This is a genomic window from Glaciimonas soli, from assembly GCF_009497155.1.
Taxonomy (GTDB): Bacteria; Pseudomonadota; Gammaproteobacteria; order Burkholderiales; family Burkholderiaceae_D; genus Glaciimonas; species Glaciimonas soli.
This window is the reverse complement of record NZ_WINI01000004.1, coordinates 212,435-233,185: the sequence shown is the minus strand read 5'-3', so window position 1 is coordinate 233,185 and position 20,751 is coordinate 212,435. Positions and strand designations below refer to the sequence as shown.

Here is a 20,751-nt window from a genome sequence, read left to right as displayed (position 1 = left end):
TCCAACTTATCGTGTTACTGGCTTATAGCGAATCCGCTTAGGTTTAGCGCCTTCCTCACCCAAGCGCTTGCGTTTGTCTGCTTCATATTCCTGATAATTACCATCAAAGAAACTCACTTGTGAGTCGCCTTCAAACGCCAGAATATGTGTGGCGATACGATCAAGGAACCAGCGATCATGGCTGATTACCATCACACTACCGGCAAATTCAAGCAAGGCATCTTCAAGCGCGCGCAACGTTTCTACGTCGAGATCGTTGGATGGTTCATCGAGTAGCAGAACGTTACCGCCCTGAAGCAGGGTTTTCGCCAAATGCAAACGGCCACGCTCACCGCCGGATAAATTGCCGACGATTTTTTGCTGGTCGCCGCCTTTGAAGTTGAAACGGCCAAGATAGGCGCGTGACGGCATTTCAAAACGGCCAACGGTAAGAATGTCGGCACCGCCCGAGACATCTTCAAACACGGTCTTCGCATCCGATAGTGCATCACGATGTTGATCGACTATCGACACACGTGCAGTCTGACCGATCACGACTTCACCGCTGTCCGGTTGTTCTTTGCCGGTGATCATTTTGAACAGCGTCGATTTACCGGCGCCGTTAGGGCCGATGATGCCGACGATGGCACCGGCAGGAATTTTGAAACTGAGGTTATCGATCAGCATGCGGTCGCCGAATGATTTGGAGACGTTGGTGAATGCTATTACTTCGTTACCGAGACGTTCAGCCACGGGAATAAATATCTCCTGTGTTTCATTGCGCTTTTGGTATTCGTGTTCGCTCAATTCATTGAAACGTGCCAGACGCGCTTTACTTTTCGCTTGGCGGCCTTTTGGATTTTGACGTACCCATTCCAGTTCTTTAGCGATGGTTTTTTGACGCGAAGATTCGGTCGCTTCTTCCTGCTTCAAGCGATCGCCTTTTTGCTCCAACCATGAACTGTAATTACCTTTCCATGGAATACCGTGGCCGCGGTCCAGCTCCAATATCCATTCGGCGGCGTTGTCCAGGAAGTAGCGATCATGGGTGATACCGACCACAGTGCCAGGGAAGCGCAACAGGAATTGTTCCAGCCATTCGACCGATTCAGCGTCCAAATGGTTGGTTGGTTCGTCTAGCAATAACATGTCGGGTTTGGACAGCAACAAACGACACAGCGCGACGCGGCGTTTTTCACCACCGGACAAAACGCCGATTTTTGCATCCCAGGGTGGCAGGCGTAATGCGTCAGCAGCCATTTCCAATTGCAGATCAAGATTGCCGTCACCAGCGGTGGAAATGATGTTTTCCAGTCGTTGTTGTTCGGCAGCCAATGCGTCGAAGTCAGCGTCTTCTTCCGCATACGCGGCGTACACAGCATCCAGTTTTGCTTGTGCTTCAAACACTTCACCGAGACCGCCTTCAACCGCCTGACGCACGGTTTGTTCCGGATCGAGTTGCGGCTCTTGCGGCAAATAACCTATGTTTAAACCTGGCATTGGTGTCGCTTCACCTTGGATATCTTTATCGATACCAGCCATGATTTTGAGCAGTGTCGATTTACCCGAACCATTGAGACCGAGTACGCCGATTTTCGCGCCGGGAAAGAATGAGAGCGAGATATCTTTCAGGATTTGACGTTTAGGCGGCACGATTTTGCCGACCTTGTTCATTGTGTAGACGTATTGCGCCATGGTATTTTTCTTGGAAAAAATTAAAAAAGAGACTTATAAAGATGGCGAAGGATAACCGATCTTGGATTTCAGCCCAAGGTGGGCGCTTCTGTGTTTTTGTTTCGTTGCCACGTTATCCATAAACCTTCGGCTGTATAAAGTAACAACGCGCACCAGATAATGATGAAACCGATCAAGCGATTTCCATCCAATGGTTCGTGATACAACCACACGCCCAACAGCAATTGTAACGATGGTGAGATGTATTGCAACAGGCCGAGCGTAGAAAGCGGGATGCGACGCGCCCCGGCAGCAAACATGATCAGCGGAATCGAAGTAATCGGACCAGCTGCCGCTAACAGCCATTGCGTATTGCCAGAGGCGGCGACAAAGCTATTGTGCCCTTGTTGCGTGGTGAACGCCAGATAAGCCAATGCCAATGGCAGTACCAACGTCGTTTCCAGGGTTAATCCATGCAGGGCGCCGAGGCTGGCCGTTTTGCGCAATAAACCGTAGCTGCCGAACGATAAGGCCAGAGCCAATGCGATCCATGGCGGATGCCCAACTTGCCAGGTTAGCCAGAGGACGGCAAGCGCTGCCATTGCAATCGCAATCCACTGCACCAGACGTGGGCGTTCGCGTAAAAACACAAATCCCAATGCGACATTGACCAGCGGTGTGATGAAATAACCAAGACTGGCTTCCACTACATGATTGTTATTCACGGCCCAGATGTAGGTCAGCCAATTGATTGCCAATAGCAGTGCGCTAGCGGCAAAACCTGCCAGCACACGTGGTTGGCGACAGACCGGACCTATCCAGGCCCATTGTTTACGATAAGCCAGAATCAGCACTAAAAATAGAAACGACCATAGCATCCGATGCATGACGATATCGACCGGCGGAATGTCTTGCAACGCTTTGAAGTAGAGTGGAAACAGACCCCAGATGGTGTAAGAAGCGAATGCGAGGAATATACCTGCTTGCATGATGGCAGCTAACGTAAGAAAGTTGAAACGGCTGAGTGAAAACCAGAGATTGCCGAAAAGTAAATCGTATTCTACGCAACAAATTAAAGGCAAGCAGACAACACCTTATGATGATTGTGCCGCCTGCGCCAATATGCGTTCATGTTCAGGGCGTGCGATATAGCGATGCAATAACAACGCGCCCACGCCACAGATGCTCATCACCACCATTAATGGCAGTGCTGTGCCATCGTGCCACAAGCTCATGCTAGTACCAGCAATAATGCCCAGACCAAATTGCACTGTTCCCATTAAGGCCGAGGCAACGCCGGCTTGTTTTCCTTGCTGAGACAATGCAATTGCCGATGCATTCGGGCTGATGAAGCCATAACTAGCGAGATAAACAAAAAATCCTGATAACAGCAACCATAAATGATCGAAACCAAACGCCACCAACAGCGTGATCAGCAAACATGCCGCAGCAGGGAGCCACAACGCACGGCCTAATAGGGTATCTGAAGTCATTTTGCCAACCAGTCTGGCATTAACTTGTGATGCTGCAATCAGGCCTGCGGCATTGCTGCCAAAAACCCAGCCGAAATTTTCGGGTTTGATGCCATGCAGTTCAATCAGGACAAATGGTGAGCCGGTAATGTAGGCAAACATCCCGGCTTGCATCAATCCGCCGCATAGCGAATAACTGAGGAATTGCCGATCGCATAGTAATTTGCCGTACTGTTTCAGCGTGCGTCCTAAATGCAGCGGCGCAGCTTGATGTCGGTCTAATGTTTCTTCCATCGTGTAATGAATAGCGAACAAGCAAAACATGCCGAATGCTGTCAGCCCGCCAAAAATAACGCGCCATCCCCACAATTTGAGTACTTCACCGCCAATCAAAGGCGCCAGTATCGGTGCCAGACCCATCACCAGCATTAACAGCGAGAATGCCTTGGCTGAACCGGCAGCACCCATGCGATCGCGAATCACCGCGCGGCCGATGACCATGCCAGCACAGCCGCCTAAACCTTGCAACAAACGCGCAAAAATTAATACAGTGACATCCGGTGCAAAAAAACAGATGACGGAGGCGATGGTATACAGCGCCAAGCCAAAGTACAGCGGTGGTTTGCGACCGAAGCGATCGCTGAGCGGACCATAGAACATCTGCCCAACCGCCAGCCCAATCAAGAAACTAGCCAGTGTCAGTTGCACCAGATTGCTACCAACGTTTAACTCATTGGCGATGGTGGGAAAGCTGGGCAAGTACATATCAATCGACAGCGAGCCGATCGCAGTTAACGCGCCTAATAAAAGCAACCAACCCGGAAGCATTTTCTCCGAGGACGTAGAGGGAAGATTTTTCATTGATAACTTGTGAAGTTGATGCGGCGTGCTAAGGCTGCGGATAATACGCCCAAGTAAAGAGAGGCAAAGAATGTCAGTTTAACAAATCTTCGCAAATGAGGATGCCGATGGGCATTAATTGGGTGGAATGAGGAAACGTCTTTCGGTTAGGAGGGAAGTCGTTTCCCCAGATCTGTGTCGTAAATTATTTTAGCGCCGCCGATGTTGTTGTTTTTGACTTTGAATTTCGCATCGGACGTTGCCAAAATTACGGGCTGCATTCGGGAAAAGAGGGAAGACATGTTTGAGCGCAGCGAGTTGGTCTTTTCTCCCGAATGCAGCCCGTAATTTTGGGGAGCACTCGTCAAAGACGAGTGACGACTCTGGCAGGAGCAGTGCTCCCGCCCTTTCTTTGCTTACTTTCTTTGGCGAAGCAAAGAAAGTGAGTAGCTGTCGGGCTACCCCCGACATTGCCCGTACTACGAAGTGACTCCCCCATCAAGATAACTTATCAGATAAGTTTCGCGGCAAGTTTACATACCATCACGCATAAGAATGCCCAGCACTTTGCACCCCTTGCTTTGTATAACGAGCTACAGTCAAATCATCAGCCGCAATCGCCGGACGCTTACCAGAAATCAGGTCCGACAATAACGCCGCAGAGCCACAAGACATGGTCCAGCCTAGCGTACCGTGGCCAGTGTTGAGAAATAAATTGCGGATAGGCGTTGCGCCCACGATCGGCGTGCCGTCCGGCGTCATAGGCCGCAAGCCTGTCCAGAAACTGGCAACACTGGTATCGCCGGCATTGGGGAACAGATCGTTGACCACCATTTCCAACGTCGCACGACGTTTGGGATTGAGCGCTTTGTTGAAGCCGACGATCTCCGCCATACCGCCAACCCGAATCCGGTTATCAAAACGCGTAATCGCGATTTTGTAGGTTTCATCAAGGATGGTCGATTCCGGTGCCGCATCTGCATTGGTGATGGGAACAGTGATCGAATAGCCTTTAAGCGGATACACCGGAATGTCGACGATATTTTTCAGGAAATTGGTCGAGAAAGCACCCAACGCTACGACATAGCTATCAGCTTGCAGATAATCGTATTCGCATTGCACGCCAGCGATCTGGCCATTGGCAAAAGTCAGCGCATTGATTTGTATTCCGTAGCGAAATTTCACCCCGAGTTGTTCCGCCATTTGCGCCAATCGGGTGGTGAATAGCTGGCAATCGCCGGTTTCGTCATTCGGTAAACGCAAGCCGCCTTGCAATTTGTGCTTCACCGCAGCCAGTGCCGGTTCCGCATTGCCTAGCTGGTCAGCCGTCAATATTTCAAACGGTACGCCAGTTTCCTTGAGTACCTGAATATCTTTGGCAGCTTCGTCCATTTGTTGCTGAGTGCGAAAAACTTGCAAAGTGCCCTGTTGCCGGCCTTCATAAGCGATGCCAGTGTCAGCGCGTAATGCTTTGAAGCAGTCGCGACTGTATTCTGCCAAACGCACCATGCGCTCTTTGTTGATGGCGTAGCTGGTGGCGTTGCAGTTGCGCAGCATTTGCCACATCCACTGCAATTGAAACAAGCTGCCGTCAGGCGTAATCGACAACGGCGCATGCTTTTGCAACATCCACTTCAATGCTTTTAACGGAATGCCAGGCGCGGCCCAGGGCGAGGCATAACCGGGCGAGATCTGACCAGCGTTGGCAAAGCTGGTTTCTTGCGCTGGCCCCGGTAAACGATCAATCACGGTGACGTCATGGCCCGCTCGCGCCAAATAATAAGCGCTGGTCACACCGACCACGCCGCTACCCAGAATTAACACTCGCATTGCATCTCCTTAATTTAGCAAACATCTTTAGTTATTAACGCTATGCTAAGTAAAGTAAGGCAGTTTTTGTTACTGTATAAATAGTAAAATTTAGCAAATAATTCTGAAAATAAATTTCTATCTGAGACCATCATGAGAACTGAAAAGGCATCTATTCGCACTTTGGATAAACTTGATCGCCATATTTTGCATTTATTGCAACAAGATGGCCGAATGTCGATGAAAGAACTCGGCGAACAAGTCGGTTTGTCGATCACGCCATGTATAGAGCGCGTCAAACGTATGGAACGTGATGGTGTGATTGCTGGTTATTATGCGCGCGTCAATCCGGCGGCGGTAGGTGCTCAATTGTTGGTTTTTGTGGAAATTACGCTGAATCACAAATCGGCAACCGCGTTTGAGCAGTTTCGGCGCGAGGTGTTACGTATCCCTGAAGTGCTGGAGTGTCATCTGGTATCAGGTGATTTTGATTATCTGATCAAAGCCAGGATTCGAGAAATGGCGCAATACCGCACTTTGCTGGGAGACATGCTGCTACAGCTGCCTGGGGCGGCGCAGTCGAAAAGCTATGTAGTGATGGAGGAAATTAAAGAAACCCTGGCTTTGTCTTTACAGAGCTAAGGCAAAAAGAAAGAAATTTATTCCGAACCCGTACTTGTAACATGGTTATATGCGTTTTTGCAATAGATTGCAAGCCATGCCGCCAGAATGCAACACCTCCTATGTTGTTTCTGTTCATCGCTGATAGCTTGTGGCATCCTAACTGCTTCTACGAATATCTGCCTCGTGTTTCAGGCGGTATTTCTAGGGGGAGGCTGGGACTAAATACTAAAAAAATAAAGCAATAGCGGTATTAATTGTATAAATAATTATTTAAACATCTTGGGAGCAAACTGCATGAAAAAACTAATCTTGGCAGCAAGTATATTGGCCGGTTTTGCCGGTGTAGCACAAGCGCAAACCAGCGTTACTATCTACGGTATCATCGATCTGGGCCTGAATTACACCAGCAACGTTGATGGTCTAACTCGTGTACAAATGGCCAGCGGCGATGTACAAGGTAGCCGTCTTGGTTTTAAAGGCACAGAAGATCTGGGTAACGGCTTGAGCGCAGTATTCCAATTGGAAAACGGTTTTTCCGCGAATACAGGTACATTAGGTCAAGGCGGTCGTTTGTTTGGTCGTCAGGCATTTGTAGGTTTGTCTAGCACGACAGCGGGTACTATCACATTGGGTCGTCAATATGACTCTATCGTTGACTACATCGGCCCATTGACATCAAATGGTAACTGGTCTGGTTATTTGTTCTCGCATCCACTGGATAACGACAACACTGATAACTCATTCCGTATCAATAGCTCACTGAAATACACCAGCGCAAATTACAGCGGCTTCACATTCGGCGGTTTGTATGGTTTTGGTGGTGTTGCAGGTAGCGCTAATACAAACAACACATACAGTCTTGGCGCAAGTTATGTGAACGGCCCATTGGCAGTAGCTGCCGGTTTCATGCAATTGAATAATCCAGGCGCGCCTTCCAATCAAGCAAGTGGCTCAGTTGGAAATGACTATAACTTCGTAGCTTCGAAACAAAAGACAGCTGGTATTGGTATTAACTACACATTCCCAACAGCAACTACATTGGGCTTCGTGTACACCGGTACAAATCTGGACAACCCAACAGCTACTTCGTATTTTGACGGTACGAATACAAATCTGTTGCCAGGTGGCGGTGCTACTTTGTCTACACTCAAGTTCACAAACTATGAGTTGAACCTGAAACAGCAAATTACTCCAATGTTCTTTGTTGGCGCAATGTATGTATATACACATGCTAACTATGACACTTCAGTTGGCCAAAGCAAACTGAAATGGAATTCATTCGGTTTGATGGCAGATTACAACTTGTCTAAACGCACTGACATTTATAGCCAATTGTTATTCCAAAAAGTTAGCGGCGACACTGGTTCAGTTGGTTCGTACTTAGGCGATGCTTACATCCCTGGTTCTGGTGGCGTATCTGATAGCCAACAACAATCATTGTTGCGCATTGCTTTGCGTCATAAGTTCTAAGACTTAATTTCTAAGATTAATTCTTAGTACCAGAAAACAAACGGGGCAGCGTTTTACGCTGCCCCGTTTTACGTAAACTTGCTGTTGCGATTAATTACTTTTCGCGCGGGTTTGAGCAAATCCCGCCATGTTTTCAGCATCTTCTGGCGAAACTGTTTGCACTGACGATCCATTGTGCTTAGGTAAATTACTACCAATCTGATAGTCAGCATCTTCGTGACGTTTCGACGCTGTTGCGCTATCGGTCGCAGGTGCAGCGCAACCAGCCAAAAATGGTAGAGCAAGAATAGAAATTAATAATATTTTCATAAGATTACTTTTAGGTTTGAATCGGTTAGAAAATCACTATGTAACATATTGTATAAAGCAATGCCATGATGCAATAATTTGAAATGGTCTGCAAGCGTGGTTTTTTACGCCATTGTTTACTTTACTTGATTCGCGTTATGATTGCGCCCGATTTTATTTTTAGGATGTGACATGTCTCATGCTGCTTGCGGTGTCGATTTCGGCACATCTAATTCGACGGTAGGCTGGCAACGGCAAACGCAACAAACTCTGACGCTGCAATCAGCACAATCTGCTTTGTTACCGTTGGAAGATGGCAAGGTTACATTGCCATCGGTGGTCTTTTTTAATGCAGAAGATGACGCATTCAGTTATGGTCGGGCTGCGTTAACTGGTTATCTGGCTGGACATGAAGGGCGCCTGATGCGTTCTTTAAAAAGTCTGCTGGGTTCCAGCTTGATTGATGGGCAAACCGAAGTGGGTGGCCGCGCTTTGCCTTTTAAAGCTTTGCTGGCGCATTTCATCGCCGAACTGAAAAACCGTGCAGAACGTGCAACAGAAAAGCGATTTGATTGCGTCGTATTAGGTCGTCCGGTGTTTTTTGTGGATGATAATCCCAACGCCGATCAGCGCGCGCAAAATACACTGGAAGAAATTGCGCGCTCAGTCGGTTTCAAGCATATCGCGTTTCAGTATGAGCCGATAGCTGCGGCGTTTGATTATGAATCCACCATCAGTGGCGAGGAATTAGTGTTGATCGCCGATATCGGCGGCGGAACGTCGGACTTTTCGCTGGTACGTTTATCGCCGGAGCGGGCAAAAAATGCCGATCGCCGTGACGATATTCTCGCCACCGGCGGTATCCATATTGGTGGTACGGACTTTGATAAATATCTGAGTCTGGCGAGTGTGATGCCCATGTTGGGATATGGCAGCCAATTGAACAATAACAGCGAGGTTCCCTCCAGTTATTATTTCAATCTCGCAACCTGGCACACCATCAACTTGATCTACACGCGCAAGATGGGCTTGCAATTGCAAGATGTTGCCCGTGATGTGCGCGAGCGGGATAAATTTAATCGTTTGCTAGATCTGGTGGAGCAACGCGCCGGTCATTGGCTGGCGTTGAAAGTCGAGGAGGGGAAGATTGCACTGTCGGATGCGGAGCAAGTTGCTCTGGAATTAGACCGCTTATCGCCAAGTCATACGCTGCAACTGACACGTGGCGAATTTAATACCAGCATCACACATTTGGTTTCGTCGGTAGAGGAAACGGTCGTCAAATTATTACGTGATGCTGGCGTCAAGGCTGATGCAGTTGATACCGTATTTTTCACAGGTGGCTCCAGTGGCGTTGGTTTGCTGCGCCAACAGATCGCCAAGGTAGTACCAACGGCAAAAGCAGTTGAGGGTGATTTGTTCGGTAGTATTGGCGCGGGGCTGGCGTTGGATGCAGTACGTAAGTTTGGTCTATGAGCGTAGGTAAAACCTGATGTTACTCATATTCGCCACGGCTGAAGTGCCGTTCAATTTTTACATTAAATCCGATGCGTCGTTCCCGCGAACGCGGGAATCCATGTTGAGCTTGTAATTTGGATCCCCGCGTTCGCGAGGATGACGGTCCCTTGATTTTGGTGTTGAAGAGCCTTAACCGCTGCTCTATGCAAATATTATTTACCCTTTTCCTCACCCACCCGCTGCGCATGATAAATCCCGCTATGCCCAGAAAACAAATAACTGACAACGCAGGTAATCGCAGCCAAAGTACCGATCTCCACCCCAAATAGTTCCATCGCCATGATGGTACAAGCAAGCGGCGTGTTGGCGGCGCCGGCAAACACGGCCACAAAACCCAATCCGGCTAAAACCGGTAATGGCAGCGCCAGCACATAGCTCAAGGCATTGCCCAGCGTCGCACCGATATAAAACAGCGGTGTGACTTCACCGCCCTTAAATCCGGACGCCAGGGTGACAACGGTGAAAGCAATTTTCCCGGCAAAATCATAGGCTGGTAGCGGTTGCGAAAATGCCTCCACAATAGTGGGAATACCTAGCCCCAAATAGCGATCGGTTGCCAGCAAAGTTGCCGCTAAAGCCACCACCGAACCGCCAACAAATGGCCGCAACGGCGGATAGCTGATCCAGTGTTTTATTACGCGCGACAGACCATGCGTACTGGTGGCAAATAGCATGCCGACCAAGCCAAAAGCAATACCAGCGATGATGGCAGAGCCAAATCCCTGCAAACTGATGTGAGGTACAAAAGGGATCACATAATGCGTGTGATGTACGCCCAGCAAACCCGGTAATTGATCCGCAACGATGGCGGCGATAAAGCAAGGCAGGATGGCGTCATAACGCAGCCGTCCAATCGCCAGTACTTCCAATCCAAACACCGCACCGGCCAACGGTGTGCCAAATACCGACGCGAAGCCAGCGCTGATTCCGGCCATCAGCAAGATGCGTCTGTCTTCTTTGCCGAGTTTGCATATACGCGTAATGAAGTCCGCGAACGCACCACCCATCTGCACCGCTGTTCCTTCACGCCCGGCAGAGCCGCCGAATAAATGCGTAATGATGGTGCCGACAAAAATCATGGGTGCCATGCGCTTTGGCACGATGCGTTGTGGATCGTGACATTCATCTATCAGCAGATTGTTACCAGCCTCGACTGATTTTCCAAAGTGGTGATAAATCCAGCCCACAAAAAAGCCGGCCACCGGCAGCAGCCACAGCAACCATGGATGTGTGCTGCGAGTGTTGGTGGCCCAATCAAGCGCCAGTAATAACGCTGCGGATGCGGCACCTGCCAGCAAGCCGACCATCGCTGAAAGGACTAGCCAGCGCAATAGATAGCGCAGCATGGCGTACGGTTCGGCAAGTTTGGAAAGTTTCATTTATTGAAATAGTGGATATGTGCGGTGCAATCAGTATTTGCGCTATCGATTTTTGTTGAAGTAACGTCACTGGTAGAATCGGACATTATGTCTATATCCTCTCCCTTAATGCAACAGATTAACCACAGTATTATCGACGACCTGGCAGAACATGGCTGGTCTCATCAGCGTGACTTTTTGTCGCCAGAGCTGACACTTGCTTTAGCGGCGCAATGCCGGGCGAATGCCGCCGCCGGAAATTTGATCGCGGCAGGGGTTGGTCGCGGCACCGAACGGACGGTACAACAAGGGATACGCGGCGATCATATTCAATGGCTGGAAGCAGGGCAATCGGACCCGACCGACCAGTTTTTACAGATCATCGAGCAATTGCGGTGCCGCTTGAATCAGGAGCTTTATCTCGGCCTGGAAGAGGTTGAATGCCATTTCGCGCTCTACCCACCCGGTGCTTTTTATCAAAAGCATGTGGATAGGTTTCACGACGATGATCATCGTGTTGTATCTATGGTGATCTACTTGAATCAAGACTGGTTGCCAGAACATGGCGGTGCGCTGCGTTTGTATCCTGAAGGCGAACCGGAGCGGGATATTTTGCCGCTGGGAGCTAGCCTGGTGTTGTTTCTTTCTGCCGCATTACCCCATGAAGTACTAGCGGCAACGCGCGAAAGATTGTCACTGACGGGTTGGTTTCGACGGCGTTAGAAGTTTTCCGAGATTCAAAATAACCTGCGAATAGTTGAACATGCATACTCACGCCAATTTTCATCTGCTCATCATTGATCCACAAAATGATTTCTGTGACTTGCCTGCAGCATATTTACCGCCAGACGGTCAGGGCCAAAAGATAGCTCCATCGTTGCCAGTGCCCGGTGCCCATGCAGATATGGTGCGGTTGGCCGAGCTGATTACTGATGGCGGCGACGGCTTGAGAACAATCACCATCACTCTGGATTCGCATCATTATCTGGACATCGCTCATCCCACTTTTTGGTGCGACAAAAATGGAGACTCCGTGCCGCCATTTACACAGATCACGGCCGCTGATGTGCGCATTGGACAATATGTACCGCGTATGGAAAATGCCTTGCCACGGGTATTTTCTTATTTGGACCAATTGGAAGCCGCCGGGCGTTATCACTTGATGGTGTGGCCGGTCCATTGCGAAATTGGGTCGTGGGGACACAATGTGCATACTGACATCCAACATGCCTATCACGGCTGGGAGCTCAAGACCTTAAACACGGTTGCCAAAGTGAGCAAGGGAAGTAATCCGTGGACAGAGCATTACTCCGCCGTGCGCGCGGAAGTGCCAGATCCCGATGACGCGTCGACCGGTACCAATCGCAGTCTGCTGACTAATCTCGCACAAGCCGATCGTATCTATATCGCTGGAGAAGCCGGTAGCCATTGCGTCAAGGCGACAACGGAACATATCGCCGAAAATTTCGGTCCTGCCCACATTGGCAAGTTGATATTAATTACTGATTGTATGAGTCCGGTGGCGGGGTTTGAACAGCAATATCATGACTTTATGCGGCAGATAGTGGCGCAAGGAGCGCGAACGCTGAGCGCCGCACAAGCCTTGCAGGAGTTACACGCCAATGTCCGGAAATAGTGACCGGGATACGCAATTGAGTAGAGCTCTATATACTTGGCAATTGCCTAAGTAACTTCGACTCAAGGAAATCCTATGATCCCAATTTCCATTTTAGATTTAGTGCGTATCAGAGAAGGTAGCGATGCCCGCGCCGCACTGGACAATACCCGCGATCTGGCGCGTCATGCCGAAGCGTGGGGTTATCGCCGCTTCTGGATGGCGGAACATCACAATATGCGCGGTATCGCCAGCGCTGCAACGGCAGTGGCGATCTGCCACGTAGCCGCTGGCACCAGCACTATCAGGGTAGGCGCTGGCGGCATCATGTTACCCAACCATGCACCGCTGGTAATTGCTGAACAATTCGGCACACTCGCCAGTTTATTTCCTGATCGGATAGATTTGGGGCTGGGCCGGGCACCTGGTACTGATCAGGCCACTTTACGTGCGTTACGACGAGAATACGCCAGTGCTGAATCATTTCCGCAAGATGTGCTGGAATTACAAAAACTCCTGGCGCCTATCGAGACAGGTCAACGCATCGTCGCCGTGCCGGGACATGGGACGCAAGTGCCCTTATGGATTTTAGGGTCGAGTTTATTTGGCGCGCAACTTGCAGCTGAGCTCGGTTTACCTTACGCCTTTGCTTCGCATTTTGCGCCCGATGCACTGGTGGACGCTTTGCGTATTTATCGCGCGCGTTTCAAACCATCGGCACAAAGCAAAACGCCGCACGCCATGGTTGGTGTCAACATCATTGCCGCCGATAGCGATGCCGAGGCACGTCGTTTGGCAACCACGCAGCAAATGAGTTTCGCAGATATGCATCGCGGCGTACGAGGTTTGAGTAAACCGCCGATCGATGATATTGAAACATATTGGTCGCCAGCAGAAAAAGCGCAAGCCTCACACATGCTGGGCAACTCCATCATCGGCTCAGCGGAAACCATACGCGCCGGATTGGAAAAGCTACTCAGTTTTACCGCCGCGGATGAATTAATGATTGTGTCGGATATTTTTGATCACAAAGCGCGCTTGCATTCATATGAAATGATTGCAGATGTTGCGCGTAGTATAAACGGATAGAAAGTACGGGCACGGCATGCCGTGCCCTTTAATCATTTACATGATACTTACTTTTCAGCCAGCGCTTTTAGGTTAGCCAGGCCGGTTTCAAAATCACCCCCTACCATCTTGTCCATGCTTATAAATACTTGCATGACTTTGGAAATAAATGGTGTAGGGCCAGTCATATCCCAAGTGACGTTGGTCGTGTCTCCTTGTGGTGTGAGCGTAAATTGCGCCACGTTGTGACCTTCAATAGGTTTTAAAAAATCGAGTTTGATGGCGATGTGAGACGATGGCGTAGCGTTGACGATTTCCATGCGCCCGGCGCCGACTTTACTATTACCTTCCCATTCATATACGGCACCTACTCCACTGTTAGCACCGCTCAGTGTTTTTTTCATTGCCAAATCGCGTTTTTCCCACGGCGACCAGGCATTCCAATGATGAAAGTCACTAATCAGCGCAAAAATTTTCTCTGGAGGCGCCTTGATACTGGCGGAGCGTGTGACCGTAAAAGTGTCGGGTTTACTTGATGCCAGACCCAGAACGCCGATGACAGCGACGACGATGATTGCCAGTAGTATTTTTAACATAGCTCCTCCAGATTAAATTGGCACAATGAGTTAATAGCGACGGTACAACACGCCATAGAAAAATTACGCTGGCCGGTTCTCGCAATTGATCATCCAAGGCGTGCCGAACTGATCAATCAACATACCGAATTTCTTTGCCCAAAAGGTTTCTGCCAGCGGCATGGTGGCGACACCTTTTTCTAGCAAGGCGTTGTATACGCGCTCAGCTTCTGCAGGATCATCAAAACCCAGCGTCACCGAAAACCCTTGCGGTGTTTTGAAGTGCTCTGTTGGCGCATCCGATCCCATCAACAACACATCGCCGACAGTGAGGCGAGCATGGATAATTTTATCAAGCCATTCTGGGGCCGTTGTCGCTTCCGCAGGCGTACCGGCATGGGTCATGAGTACGAGGTTAGTGCCATTCAAGCATTTTTCATAAAATGTAAACGCTGCTTTGCAGTCACCGTTGAAATACAGATAAGGATTTAATTTCATAATGCTTCTCCAGATTATTTTCGGTAGATGCTAAGGGATGTTGGCTGAAATGTTTTACAAGCCCGGTGCCAACATCCGCTAGTAGACATTTTTTTTGCGATCTCTGCTATAGACCAAGTGGCAATAATTTATTATCAATCAGGACTACGAAAAATTGCTCTGGTGCTGCTATGACTGTGCTGCCGCTTCGCGTAGTTTATCTTTCTTGCTTTTGCGCTTACCTTTGATGCCACCATTGGCAAGCTGTGGTGTCGCCGCCGATGCTGTTCCCATCAACTCGGTTGGCTCAAAACCGGCAATTTGCTCGCGCGGGCAGAGCAGGCCATGTCGCTTTTCTATCAAACGGAAATGCGCTTCGGTTTCTGCCGTGATAAAGCTGATGGCGATACCACTTTCACCGGCGCGACCAGTGCGGCCTATACGATGTGTGTAGTCAACGGCTGAACGTGGCAGGTCATAATTTAAGACTACCGGAAGTTGCGTAATATCGATGCCACGAGCGGCGATGTCGGTGGCCACGACGACTTGCAATTTACTGTTTTTGAATTCTGCCAGCGTCTGGTTACGTAGCCCTTGGCTGAGTTCTCCATGAAAAGCCGCGGCACTGATCCCTGCGCGACGCAATTTTTCGGCGACATAATCAGCCGAGTATTTAGTGGCGACGAATACTAAAACGCGACTCCATTGATGCTCTCGAAACAGATATACCAGCAACTGCGTACGACGCTTGGCATCGACAGCGATGGCGCGCTGTGTGATCGCGGAGGTGTTGTCGGCGCTATTGTTGATATCGTCGGTGAGCGCCGCAGGCACGGCTATGCGAATGGGGTGCTTGAGTATTGTTTTAGTCAGCGTTTGCACCTTGCTGGGAAAAGTGGCTGAGAAAAACAGGTTTTGGCGCTGCTTGGGAAGCAAGCTCAATATCCGCGTGATTTCATCGGAAAATCCGAGATCCAACAGATGATCAGCTTCATCCAATACCAGCATAGCGACGGCAGAAAGCGAAAGCGCATTATGGTCTATCAAGTCGAGCAAGCGTCCGGGCGTCGCCACCACGATATCGGCGCCGCCACGCAATGCCATCATTTGCGGATTGATAGAAACACCGCCAAAAAGCGTACTAATTTTAAGCGGGGAATTTAATGATGTAGAAAGACCATGAGCAAACTGCTCTAAGGTCTGGCCGACTTGCATCGCCAGTTCGCGCGTGGGGACGAGGATCAGTGCGCGAGGATTTTTACGACTATTGGCGGATGCAGAACGTTGCGCTTGCTGCGCTGGCTGATTCAGCAATCGTTGCAATATTGGCAAAACAAATGCTGCGGTTTTGCCAGAACCTGTTTGCGCCGAAGCCAGCACATCGTCCCCGCGCAAAATCGCCGGAATAGCTGCCGTTTGAATCGCCGTTGGAGCGAGATATTGTTTCTGGCTGATCGCCAGCAGTAACGATGGAGATAAACCTAGGGTAGAAAATGGCATATGCGTTGGCTTTGTCTGTTGCTTAAGCCCACATCATAGGCGCGTTAGCAAATCGCCGCCAATGCCAATTCACGTTAAGTAAGCTCAATCTATCATTTTGAAAATACCCTCGTCATTCCTATAAGCGTGGGAATCCATGGTGCGTAACTTGGGTACGCGCGCTCGCGAGGATGACGGCGGCATTCTTCAAATCAATTACTTGGGATTACTTGCAAGGATAGCAATGGAGATAAAACCTTGCTTTATCAAGCGCTCGCTTTCAATGCAAACGTAATAACTACAACATGCCCAACATCGCAGCCTTGATGGCGGCGGCAGTTTTATTCGGTGCGTTAAGCTTGATTAAGGCGTTGGTGACATGAAAATTGACTGTGCGTTCTGAAATATGCATGATGTCGCCAACCTCGTTCGAGGTTTTCCCATCGGCAGTCCAGCGTAATACTTCAATCTCGCGCGGGGTTAAATCGGCGTTGGCTTCTGGTAAAAATTTTGGTACTAACAAACGCGACAATCCCTGTTGGGCAGCTTGTGTCAACCAGGACATTTTGAGTGAAATGTCATTCAATTCCGAAATTGAGAACTGATCGTTAGAGCGGGCAAGACTAAGTAGCCCACTGACGCCACGTCTATCGTGGCATGACTGTGCCCAACCTATGCGCAGGCCATGCGATTGTGCATCCTCCCAGAAAGCGCGAGATTTTGAGAACACCTCGTCTGACCAGACCAAAGGCAAGGTCGATTTCATTCCGTGGCTGACGGTAGGATCAACTGCAATATAGTTTTCCTGTGTATAGCGCTGCTGCCAGGAGGTCGAATAATTATTCAGTGTGATCACCTTGGGATCGGCAATCGGTAAAGGCAAGCGCATGCCAAAGGCACAATAATCAAAGCCCAATTTAAGCGCAATGCGAGACAACACGGCAAAAAATGCCGTTTCGGTCTTTGCACTGAGCAATGACTGAATCTGTTCTTCTTCCCAGCTAAGCATATTTTCCTCACTACTCATTCGAGCATAATCTAGTAGTCGGCCCAGCCGAATTAACGGCTAGGACTACTTGAGAAAATTGCTACTTTATTTCTACGACAACTGACCTCACCATATTCTGTAATTGCGTACTTTTCATTGCTACACAGTAATACACATAATACGGATTGTACAAATTTTTTATACGAATATTTATTCAGTTGCTTAATCGCTTATTCATTTCTCTAATGACCATGGTGATCTGAAATAGCTGTCAACCTTGACATTACTGCCAAACCCGAAACGCAGTACCATAATTCTTCCCTTACCAGATAACTATGGCGATGTCATGACACAACAATATGTTCCATCAAAAGCACCAAGAGATTCATCATTAGTTGACAATTTTTTCAGCGTATCCGAGGACGGTTATGTCCGATTGTCGCCCGATGAGCTCTTGCATATTTCTCTCGGACATTTTATGTCCGGCCTCGACGAAGATATGCCGGTTAGCTTCTCGCGTGCGGCTGTGGCAACTGAGATCACTGGCTACACCGAATGGCTGACTGCTGGTACGCCCGCTATTACGATTGGTTGGGATTGGCAAATGGTCGTTTCGGGGGGGCAGATTATATTGCAAAGAGTGGGGGAGCCGCGCAGCAATCTCATGTTGCAAGATAGTGACCGCCAGGATGTAGGTCCCGTCAGAACGGTTATTTTGCTTGAGGAATACATTGACTCTTTGACATGGCAATGGCAAGTACAACAATATATAAATAATAGCTACAGCCATGCATTTTAGTAAATCATTTACCTCGTAACACCTCAGGTTGCTCGAGTTACATAAAGCATCCAGCTATCGGACGAATTGATTATTAACAACACTGAGAAATTTAGTCTAGCAAACCTGTAGGTTTTGACAGTTACGTTACGTCCTATCCCCGCTGCAGAATTGTGCTGTCGCACAACGATTAACAATTTCTCAGGGATAGACCATGAACGTTATCTCAGGTACTGCAGATCGTCTTTCGAATGAGCTGTGTTCGAAGATGTCGAGTTACCGTCACAAGGTATTTGTCGAGACTCTAAAGTGGGACCTCGATTGCAAAAACGGACACGAATTAGACCAGTTTGACCGACAGGATACGGTCTACGTGGTTTCACAAGACGATTTAGGGCAGGTGAATGGCTGCGCACGTATGCTGCCAACGAATAATCCTTATCTTTTAGGTGATGTTTTTCCCGAATTAATGAATGGTTTGCCATTGCCAAATTCGCCCGATATTTGGGAATTATCGCGTTTTGCTGCAGTTGATTTTAACCAGCGTACCAGCTCGGCATTGGGACAGTTTTCTTCCGACATCGCGGTTAGTTTGCTGCAAGAATCGATTGCTTGCGCAGCTGCGCGTGGCGCCAAACGCATCATTACTGTATCGCCGATTGGAATAGAGCGCTTGCTACGAAAGGCGGGCTTTCACGCACATCGTGCCGGGCCACCGATGGTGATTGGCGGGCATCCGATTTTTGCATGTTGGATCGAAATTTCAGAGAACGTGAAGACGTAAGACGAATTGCTTGCAACGCCGTCAGAGGACGCTACGGCGTGATGTGGCCAGACGAGCGTTCATTGAGAAAAATTTGAAGAATGACGAACATGGATGGCTAGCAGCGTATGTCAGCCATTTACGTGAGTCACTATTAGTAAAAACATTATCCGAATGGGAGCAATTATGGAATATCCGGTAAATACATTGAGCCAATTGCGTTCTATTTTGCAAGGTCTGCGTAAAGCGAACAAACTGACACAAACAGCCTTGGCACAGAAGCTAGGTGTGAGCCAGCAAAGTTATGCGCAATTAGAAGCCAACCCAACGTCTGCCAGTATTGACCGACTATGCAAGGTCTTGGAAGTATTGAATGTGGATTTGGTATTGCGCGATGGAGTTTGTGATCAGCTCAGTATCTTGGGAAATGTTGCGACTGTTGGCAGAAATGTTGGTGTTAACGGGCTACAAGAGCCGCTTCACTAAATCAAACAAGTACGAAAATAAGTACGACGGATCGGATTGTTTGACGACAGTGTGAGTTGACTGGCATTTGTACCGACGCACTCGGGGCGTTGTCATGATATGGCGTAAATAACGTGAGCACAAAAAGTTGTGCTCACGCTTTTAGGCTAAGTGCACTCAATGCGACGCTTTGTTTTTGTCGCCCAAAAACGATGAAAGTAAATCCATCGGCAACGGGAATACAACCGTTGTATTCTTATCTGCACCAATGACCGTTAACGTTTCAAGATAGCGCAACAAAATAGCCTGAGGCTCCTGCGCCAAGACGTGGGCAGCTTGGTATAGTTTTTCTGAAGCTTGTAATTCACCTTCCGCATGAATGACTTTGGCGCGCCGTTCGCGTTCCGCTTCGGCTTGTCTTGCGATGGCGCGTATCATGGTCTCAGTCAAATCGACCTGTTTGATTTCAACGTTGGAAACTTTGATTCCCCACGAATCGGCCTGTGCATCAAGCGCTAGCTGAATAGCGAGATTGAGTTTTTCACGCTCAGCCAACATATCATCGAGTTGATGTTTACCTAGTACTGATCGCAGCATGGTTTGCGACAACTGACTGGTCGCATTGAAAAAATTGGCGACTTCGACGATAGCTTTTTTAGGATCGACAACACGGAAGTACACCACCGCGTTGACCCTCACCGATACGTTATCGCGTGAAATGACATCTTGCGTCGGCACTTCCAGCACAACGGTACGCAAATCAACCCGCACCAGTTGTTGAATAGCCGGAATAATCAATACTAACCCCGGCCCTTTGACACCAGTGAAGCGCCCCAGTGTAAACAGGACACCACGTTCATATTCCCGAAAAATGTAGACTGACGCATTCAGCAAGATGACCAGTATAAAAACGCAGATAGCTAACCCTACGAACCCGAAAATTGGAAACATTTTGCGCCCCCTTTCTCATAAGGACGACTTTCTGTTGTTTGCCAGATAAGTGTTCCCCAACAACCGTTTTGAAGTTGTTGTACCTCCCGGCCGTACTAAAGTACTGTCTTCGTCGGTACGCCTATTCAAAACGATGGTTGGGAAACACCCAACGTCATTGAGGCACTCAATCACACCAGGCAAATTTGATGGAAGCGATGAATTCAGTATAAGGCAACTGCAAAATAGCTGCCCGCCATCATGCTATGATGAGGCGGCGTTTTTCGCAGGGTCGATTTTTTTGTTTGCTAATTTTCAAGGAGTTAATGATGGGAATATTAGAAGAAGTGATTGGTGCAGTGGCCGCCGTTGAAGGCGTTAAGAAATTAGATCCAAATGCATCGTTATTAACCGAAGGAATCGCTGCGGTTGTTGGTTATAAGGGCGTAGAAGCGGTAACTGATCATTTGGCTGAGAAAAAAGACGACGATAGCACTGATAGCACTGATAGCACAGAGCAACCTGCTGCTTAATAAATAAGCACTTCAAAAAATGGGAGAAGACTTTCTTAAACGAGAAAA

The 20,751-nt window shown here is 48.8% G+C and carries 21 protein-coding genes; 10 read left to right on the top strand and 11 right to left on the bottom strand.

What is annotated here, in order from left to right:
• Positions 1-6: 6 nt before the first annotated feature.
• The 4 genes from ettA to GEV47_RS09320 all read right to left on the bottom strand — a co-directional run bounded on the left by ettA (position 7) and on the right by GEV47_RS09320 (position 5,795).
• Positions 7-1,674, bottom strand: a complete 1,668-nt coding sequence (gene ettA / locus GEV47_RS09335; protein WP_153234489.1) for an energy-dependent translational throttle protein EttA — start codon at positions 1,672-1,674, stop codon at positions 7-9.
• Between the two features lie 68 nt (positions 1,675-1,742).
• Positions 1,743-2,642 carry an EamA family transporter RarD gene (rarD, locus tag GEV47_RS09330; RefSeq protein WP_153234488.1) on the bottom strand — a complete coding sequence of 300 codons (900 nt, stop codon included), beginning with the start codon at positions 2,640-2,642 and terminating at the stop codon, positions 1,743-1,745.
• 105 nt (positions 2,643-2,747) lie between these two features.
• On the bottom strand, positions 2,748-3,986 hold the full coding sequence (locus GEV47_RS09325; RefSeq protein WP_153234487.1) for a Bcr/CflA family multidrug efflux MFS transporter: 1,239 nt from the start codon (positions 3,984-3,986) through the stop codon (positions 2,748-2,750).
• A 522-nt stretch (positions 3,987-4,508) separates the two neighbouring features.
• Complete coding sequence (locus GEV47_RS09320) at positions 4,509-5,795, bottom strand: D-amino acid dehydrogenase (RefSeq protein WP_153234486.1); 1,287 nt, start codon at positions 5,793-5,795, stop codon at positions 4,509-4,511.
• Between the two features lie 132 nt (positions 5,796-5,927).
• On the opposite strand from GEV47_RS09320, the gene GEV47_RS09315 reads away from it, so the two are divergent.
• Positions 5,928-6,416 carry an Lrp/AsnC ligand binding domain-containing protein gene (locus GEV47_RS09315; protein ID WP_153234485.1) on the top strand — a complete coding sequence of 163 codons (489 nt, stop codon included), beginning with the start codon at positions 5,928-5,930 and terminating at the stop codon, positions 6,414-6,416.
• A 276-nt stretch (positions 6,417-6,692) separates the two neighbouring features.
• Entirely contained in the window at positions 6,693-7,868 is a 1,176-nt protein-coding gene (locus tag GEV47_RS09310; RefSeq protein WP_153234484.1) for a porin, read from the top strand.
• A gap of 90 nt (positions 7,869-7,958) precedes the next feature.
• On the opposite strand, the gene GEV47_RS09305 is transcribed toward GEV47_RS09310, so the two are convergent.
• On the bottom strand, positions 7,959-8,177 hold the full coding sequence (locus GEV47_RS09305; RefSeq protein ID WP_153234483.1) for a hypothetical protein: 219 nt from the start codon (positions 8,175-8,177) through the stop codon (positions 7,959-7,961).
• 171 nt (positions 8,178-8,348) lie between these two features.
• On the opposite strand from GEV47_RS09305, the gene GEV47_RS09300 reads away from it, so the two are divergent.
• Positions 8,349-9,632 (top strand): Hsp70 family protein, encoded by a 1,284-nt coding sequence (locus GEV47_RS09300; RefSeq protein WP_153234482.1) that lies wholly within the window; start codon positions 8,349-8,351, stop codon positions 9,630-9,632.
• Between the two features lie 194 nt (positions 9,633-9,826).
• On the opposite strand, the gene GEV47_RS09295 is transcribed toward GEV47_RS09300, so the two are convergent.
• On the bottom strand, positions 9,827-11,053 hold the full coding sequence (locus GEV47_RS09295; protein WP_194270624.1) for a voltage-gated chloride channel family protein: 1,227 nt from the start codon (positions 11,051-11,053) through the stop codon (positions 9,827-9,829).
• Positions 11,054-11,140: 87 nt separating this feature from the next.
• Here GEV47_RS09295 and GEV47_RS09290 point away from each other — a divergent pair, with 87 nt between their 5' ends.
• The 3 genes from GEV47_RS09290 to GEV47_RS09280 all read left to right on the top strand — a co-directional run bounded on the left by GEV47_RS09290 (position 11,141) and on the right by GEV47_RS09280 (position 13,736).
• The gene (locus tag GEV47_RS09290) at positions 11,141-11,755 is read left to right on the top strand and encodes a 2OG-Fe(II) oxygenase (RefSeq protein WP_153234481.1); all 615 of its coding nucleotides are present in this window, start codon (positions 11,141-11,143) and stop codon (positions 11,753-11,755) included.
• 40 nt (positions 11,756-11,795) lie between these two features.
• On the top strand, positions 11,796-12,668 hold the full coding sequence (locus GEV47_RS09285; RefSeq protein ID WP_153234480.1) for a cysteine hydrolase family protein: 873 nt from the start codon (positions 11,796-11,798) through the stop codon (positions 12,666-12,668).
• A 75-nt stretch (positions 12,669-12,743) separates the two neighbouring features.
• A complete protein-coding gene (locus GEV47_RS09280; protein ID WP_153234479.1) occupies positions 12,744-13,736 on the top strand; it encodes an LLM class flavin-dependent oxidoreductase in 993 nt (330 codons plus the stop codon).
• Between the two features lie 47 nt (positions 13,737-13,783).
• Here the strand turns inward: GEV47_RS09280 and GEV47_RS09275 are convergent, their stop codons facing one another.
• The 4 genes from GEV47_RS09275 to GEV47_RS09260 all read right to left on the bottom strand — a co-directional run bounded on the left by GEV47_RS09275 (position 13,784) and on the right by GEV47_RS09260 (position 17,255).
• Positions 13,784-14,311, bottom strand: coding sequence for an SRPBCC family protein (locus GEV47_RS09275; RefSeq protein ID WP_153234478.1), 528 nt, complete (start codon positions 14,309-14,311; stop codon positions 13,784-13,786).
• A gap of 63 nt (positions 14,312-14,374) precedes the next feature.
• The gene (locus GEV47_RS09270; protein WP_153234477.1) at positions 14,375-14,788 is read right to left on the bottom strand and encodes a VOC family protein; all 414 of its coding nucleotides are present in this window, start codon (positions 14,786-14,788) and stop codon (positions 14,375-14,377) included.
• A 168-nt stretch (positions 14,789-14,956) separates the two neighbouring features.
• Positions 14,957-16,267, bottom strand: a complete 1,311-nt coding sequence (locus GEV47_RS09265; RefSeq protein WP_153234476.1) for a DEAD/DEAH box helicase — start codon at positions 16,265-16,267, stop codon at positions 14,957-14,959.
• A 277-nt stretch (positions 16,268-16,544) separates the two neighbouring features.
• Complete coding sequence (locus GEV47_RS09260; protein WP_153234475.1) at positions 16,545-17,255, bottom strand: autoinducer binding domain-containing protein; 711 nt, start codon at positions 17,253-17,255, stop codon at positions 16,545-16,547.
• A 325-nt stretch (positions 17,256-17,580) separates the two neighbouring features.
• Between GEV47_RS09260 and GEV47_RS09255 the strand changes: the two genes are divergently transcribed.
• The 3 genes from GEV47_RS09255 to GEV47_RS09245 all read left to right on the top strand — a co-directional run bounded on the left by GEV47_RS09255 (position 17,581) and on the right by GEV47_RS09245 (position 19,261).
• A complete protein-coding gene (locus GEV47_RS09255) occupies positions 17,581-18,033 on the top strand; it encodes a DUF4902 domain-containing protein (protein ID WP_153234474.1) in 453 nt (150 codons plus the stop codon).
• Positions 18,034-18,226: 193 nt separating this feature from the next.
• Entirely contained in the window at positions 18,227-18,796 is a 570-nt protein-coding gene (locus tag GEV47_RS09250) for an acyl-homoserine-lactone synthase (RefSeq protein WP_153234473.1), read from the top strand.
• Positions 18,797-18,961: 165 nt separating this feature from the next.
• Positions 18,962-19,261 (top strand): helix-turn-helix domain-containing protein, encoded by a 300-nt coding sequence (locus GEV47_RS09245; protein ID WP_153234472.1) that lies wholly within the window; start codon positions 18,962-18,964, stop codon positions 19,259-19,261.
• Between the two features lie 156 nt (positions 19,262-19,417).
• On the opposite strand, the gene GEV47_RS09240 is transcribed toward GEV47_RS09245, so the two are convergent.
• Positions 19,418-20,191, bottom strand: coding sequence for a slipin family protein (locus tag GEV47_RS09240; protein WP_153234471.1), 774 nt, complete (start codon positions 20,189-20,191; stop codon positions 19,418-19,420).
• A 305-nt stretch (positions 20,192-20,496) separates the two neighbouring features.
• On the opposite strand from GEV47_RS09240, the gene GEV47_RS09235 reads away from it, so the two are divergent.
• Complete coding sequence (locus GEV47_RS09235; RefSeq protein ID WP_407646217.1) at positions 20,497-20,703, top strand: hypothetical protein; 207 nt, start codon at positions 20,497-20,499, stop codon at positions 20,701-20,703.
• Positions 20,704-20,751: the final 48 nt, after the last annotated feature.

What these genes read in the sequence shown, in the direction of transcription:
- GEV47_RS09315 (WP_153234485.1), top strand. Translation starts at nt 5,928, where the DNA reads ATGAGAACTGAAAAGGCATCTATTCGCACTTTGGATAAACTTGATCGC.
- GEV47_RS09260 (WP_153234475.1), bottom strand. Translation starts at nt 17,255, where the DNA reads ATGCTTAGCTGGGAAGAAGAACAGATTCAGTCATTGCTCAGTGCAAAG.
- GEV47_RS09280 (WP_153234479.1), top strand. Translation starts at nt 12,744, where the DNA reads ATGATCCCAATTTCCATTTTAGATTTAGTGCGTATCAGAGAAGGTAGC.
- GEV47_RS09270 (WP_153234477.1), bottom strand. Translation starts at nt 14,788, where the DNA reads ATGAAATTAAATCCTTATCTGTATTTCAACGGTGACTGCAAAGCAGCG.
- GEV47_RS09235 (WP_407646217.1), top strand. Translation starts at nt 20,497, where the DNA reads ATGATGGGAATATTAGAAGAAGTGATTGGTGCAGTGGCCGCCGTTGAA.
- GEV47_RS09300 (WP_153234482.1), top strand. Translation starts at nt 8,349, where the DNA reads ATGTCTCATGCTGCTTGCGGTGTCGATTTCGGCACATCTAATTCGACG.
- GEV47_RS09240 (WP_153234471.1), bottom strand. Translation starts at nt 20,191, where the DNA reads ATGTTTCCAATTTTCGGGTTCGTAGGGTTAGCTATCTGCGTTTTTATA.
- GEV47_RS09295 (WP_194270624.1), bottom strand. Translation starts at nt 11,053, where the DNA reads ATGAAACTTTCCAAACTTGCCGAACCGTACGCCATGCTGCGCTATCTA.
- GEV47_RS09245 (WP_153234472.1), top strand. Translation starts at nt 18,962, where the DNA reads ATGGAATATCCGGTAAATACATTGAGCCAATTGCGTTCTATTTTGCAA.
- GEV47_RS09325 (WP_153234487.1), bottom strand. Translation starts at nt 3,986, where the DNA reads ATGAAAAATCTTCCCTCTACGTCCTCGGAGAAAATGCTTCCGGGTTGG.
- rarD (WP_153234488.1), bottom strand. Translation starts at nt 2,642, where the DNA reads ATGCAAGCAGGTATATTCCTCGCATTCGCTTCTTACACCATCTGGGGT.
- GEV47_RS09275 (WP_153234478.1), bottom strand. Translation starts at nt 14,311, where the DNA reads ATGTTAAAAATACTACTGGCAATCATCGTCGTCGCTGTCATCGGCGTT.
- GEV47_RS09290 (WP_153234481.1), top strand. Translation starts at nt 11,141, where the DNA reads ATGTCTATATCCTCTCCCTTAATGCAACAGATTAACCACAGTATTATC.
- GEV47_RS09305 (WP_153234483.1), bottom strand. Translation starts at nt 8,177, where the DNA reads ATGAAAATATTATTAATTTCTATTCTTGCTCTACCATTTTTGGCTGGT.
- GEV47_RS09320 (WP_153234486.1), bottom strand. Translation starts at nt 5,795, where the DNA reads ATGCGAGTGTTAATTCTGGGTAGCGGCGTGGTCGGTGTGACCAGCGCT.
- GEV47_RS09255 (WP_153234474.1), top strand. Translation starts at nt 17,581, where the DNA reads ATGACACAACAATATGTTCCATCAAAAGCACCAAGAGATTCATCATTA.
- GEV47_RS09250 (WP_153234473.1), top strand. Translation starts at nt 18,227, where the DNA reads ATGAACGTTATCTCAGGTACTGCAGATCGTCTTTCGAATGAGCTGTGT.
- GEV47_RS09285 (WP_153234480.1), top strand. Translation starts at nt 11,796, where the DNA reads ATGCATACTCACGCCAATTTTCATCTGCTCATCATTGATCCACAAAAT.
- ettA (WP_153234489.1), bottom strand. Translation starts at nt 1,674, where the DNA reads ATGGCGCAATACGTCTACACAATGAACAAGGTCGGCAAAATCGTGCCG.
- GEV47_RS09310 (WP_153234484.1), top strand. Translation starts at nt 6,693, where the DNA reads ATGAAAAAACTAATCTTGGCAGCAAGTATATTGGCCGGTTTTGCCGGT.
- GEV47_RS09265 (WP_153234476.1), bottom strand. Translation starts at nt 16,267, where the DNA reads ATGCCATTTTCTACCCTAGGTTTATCTCCATCGTTACTGCTGGCGATC.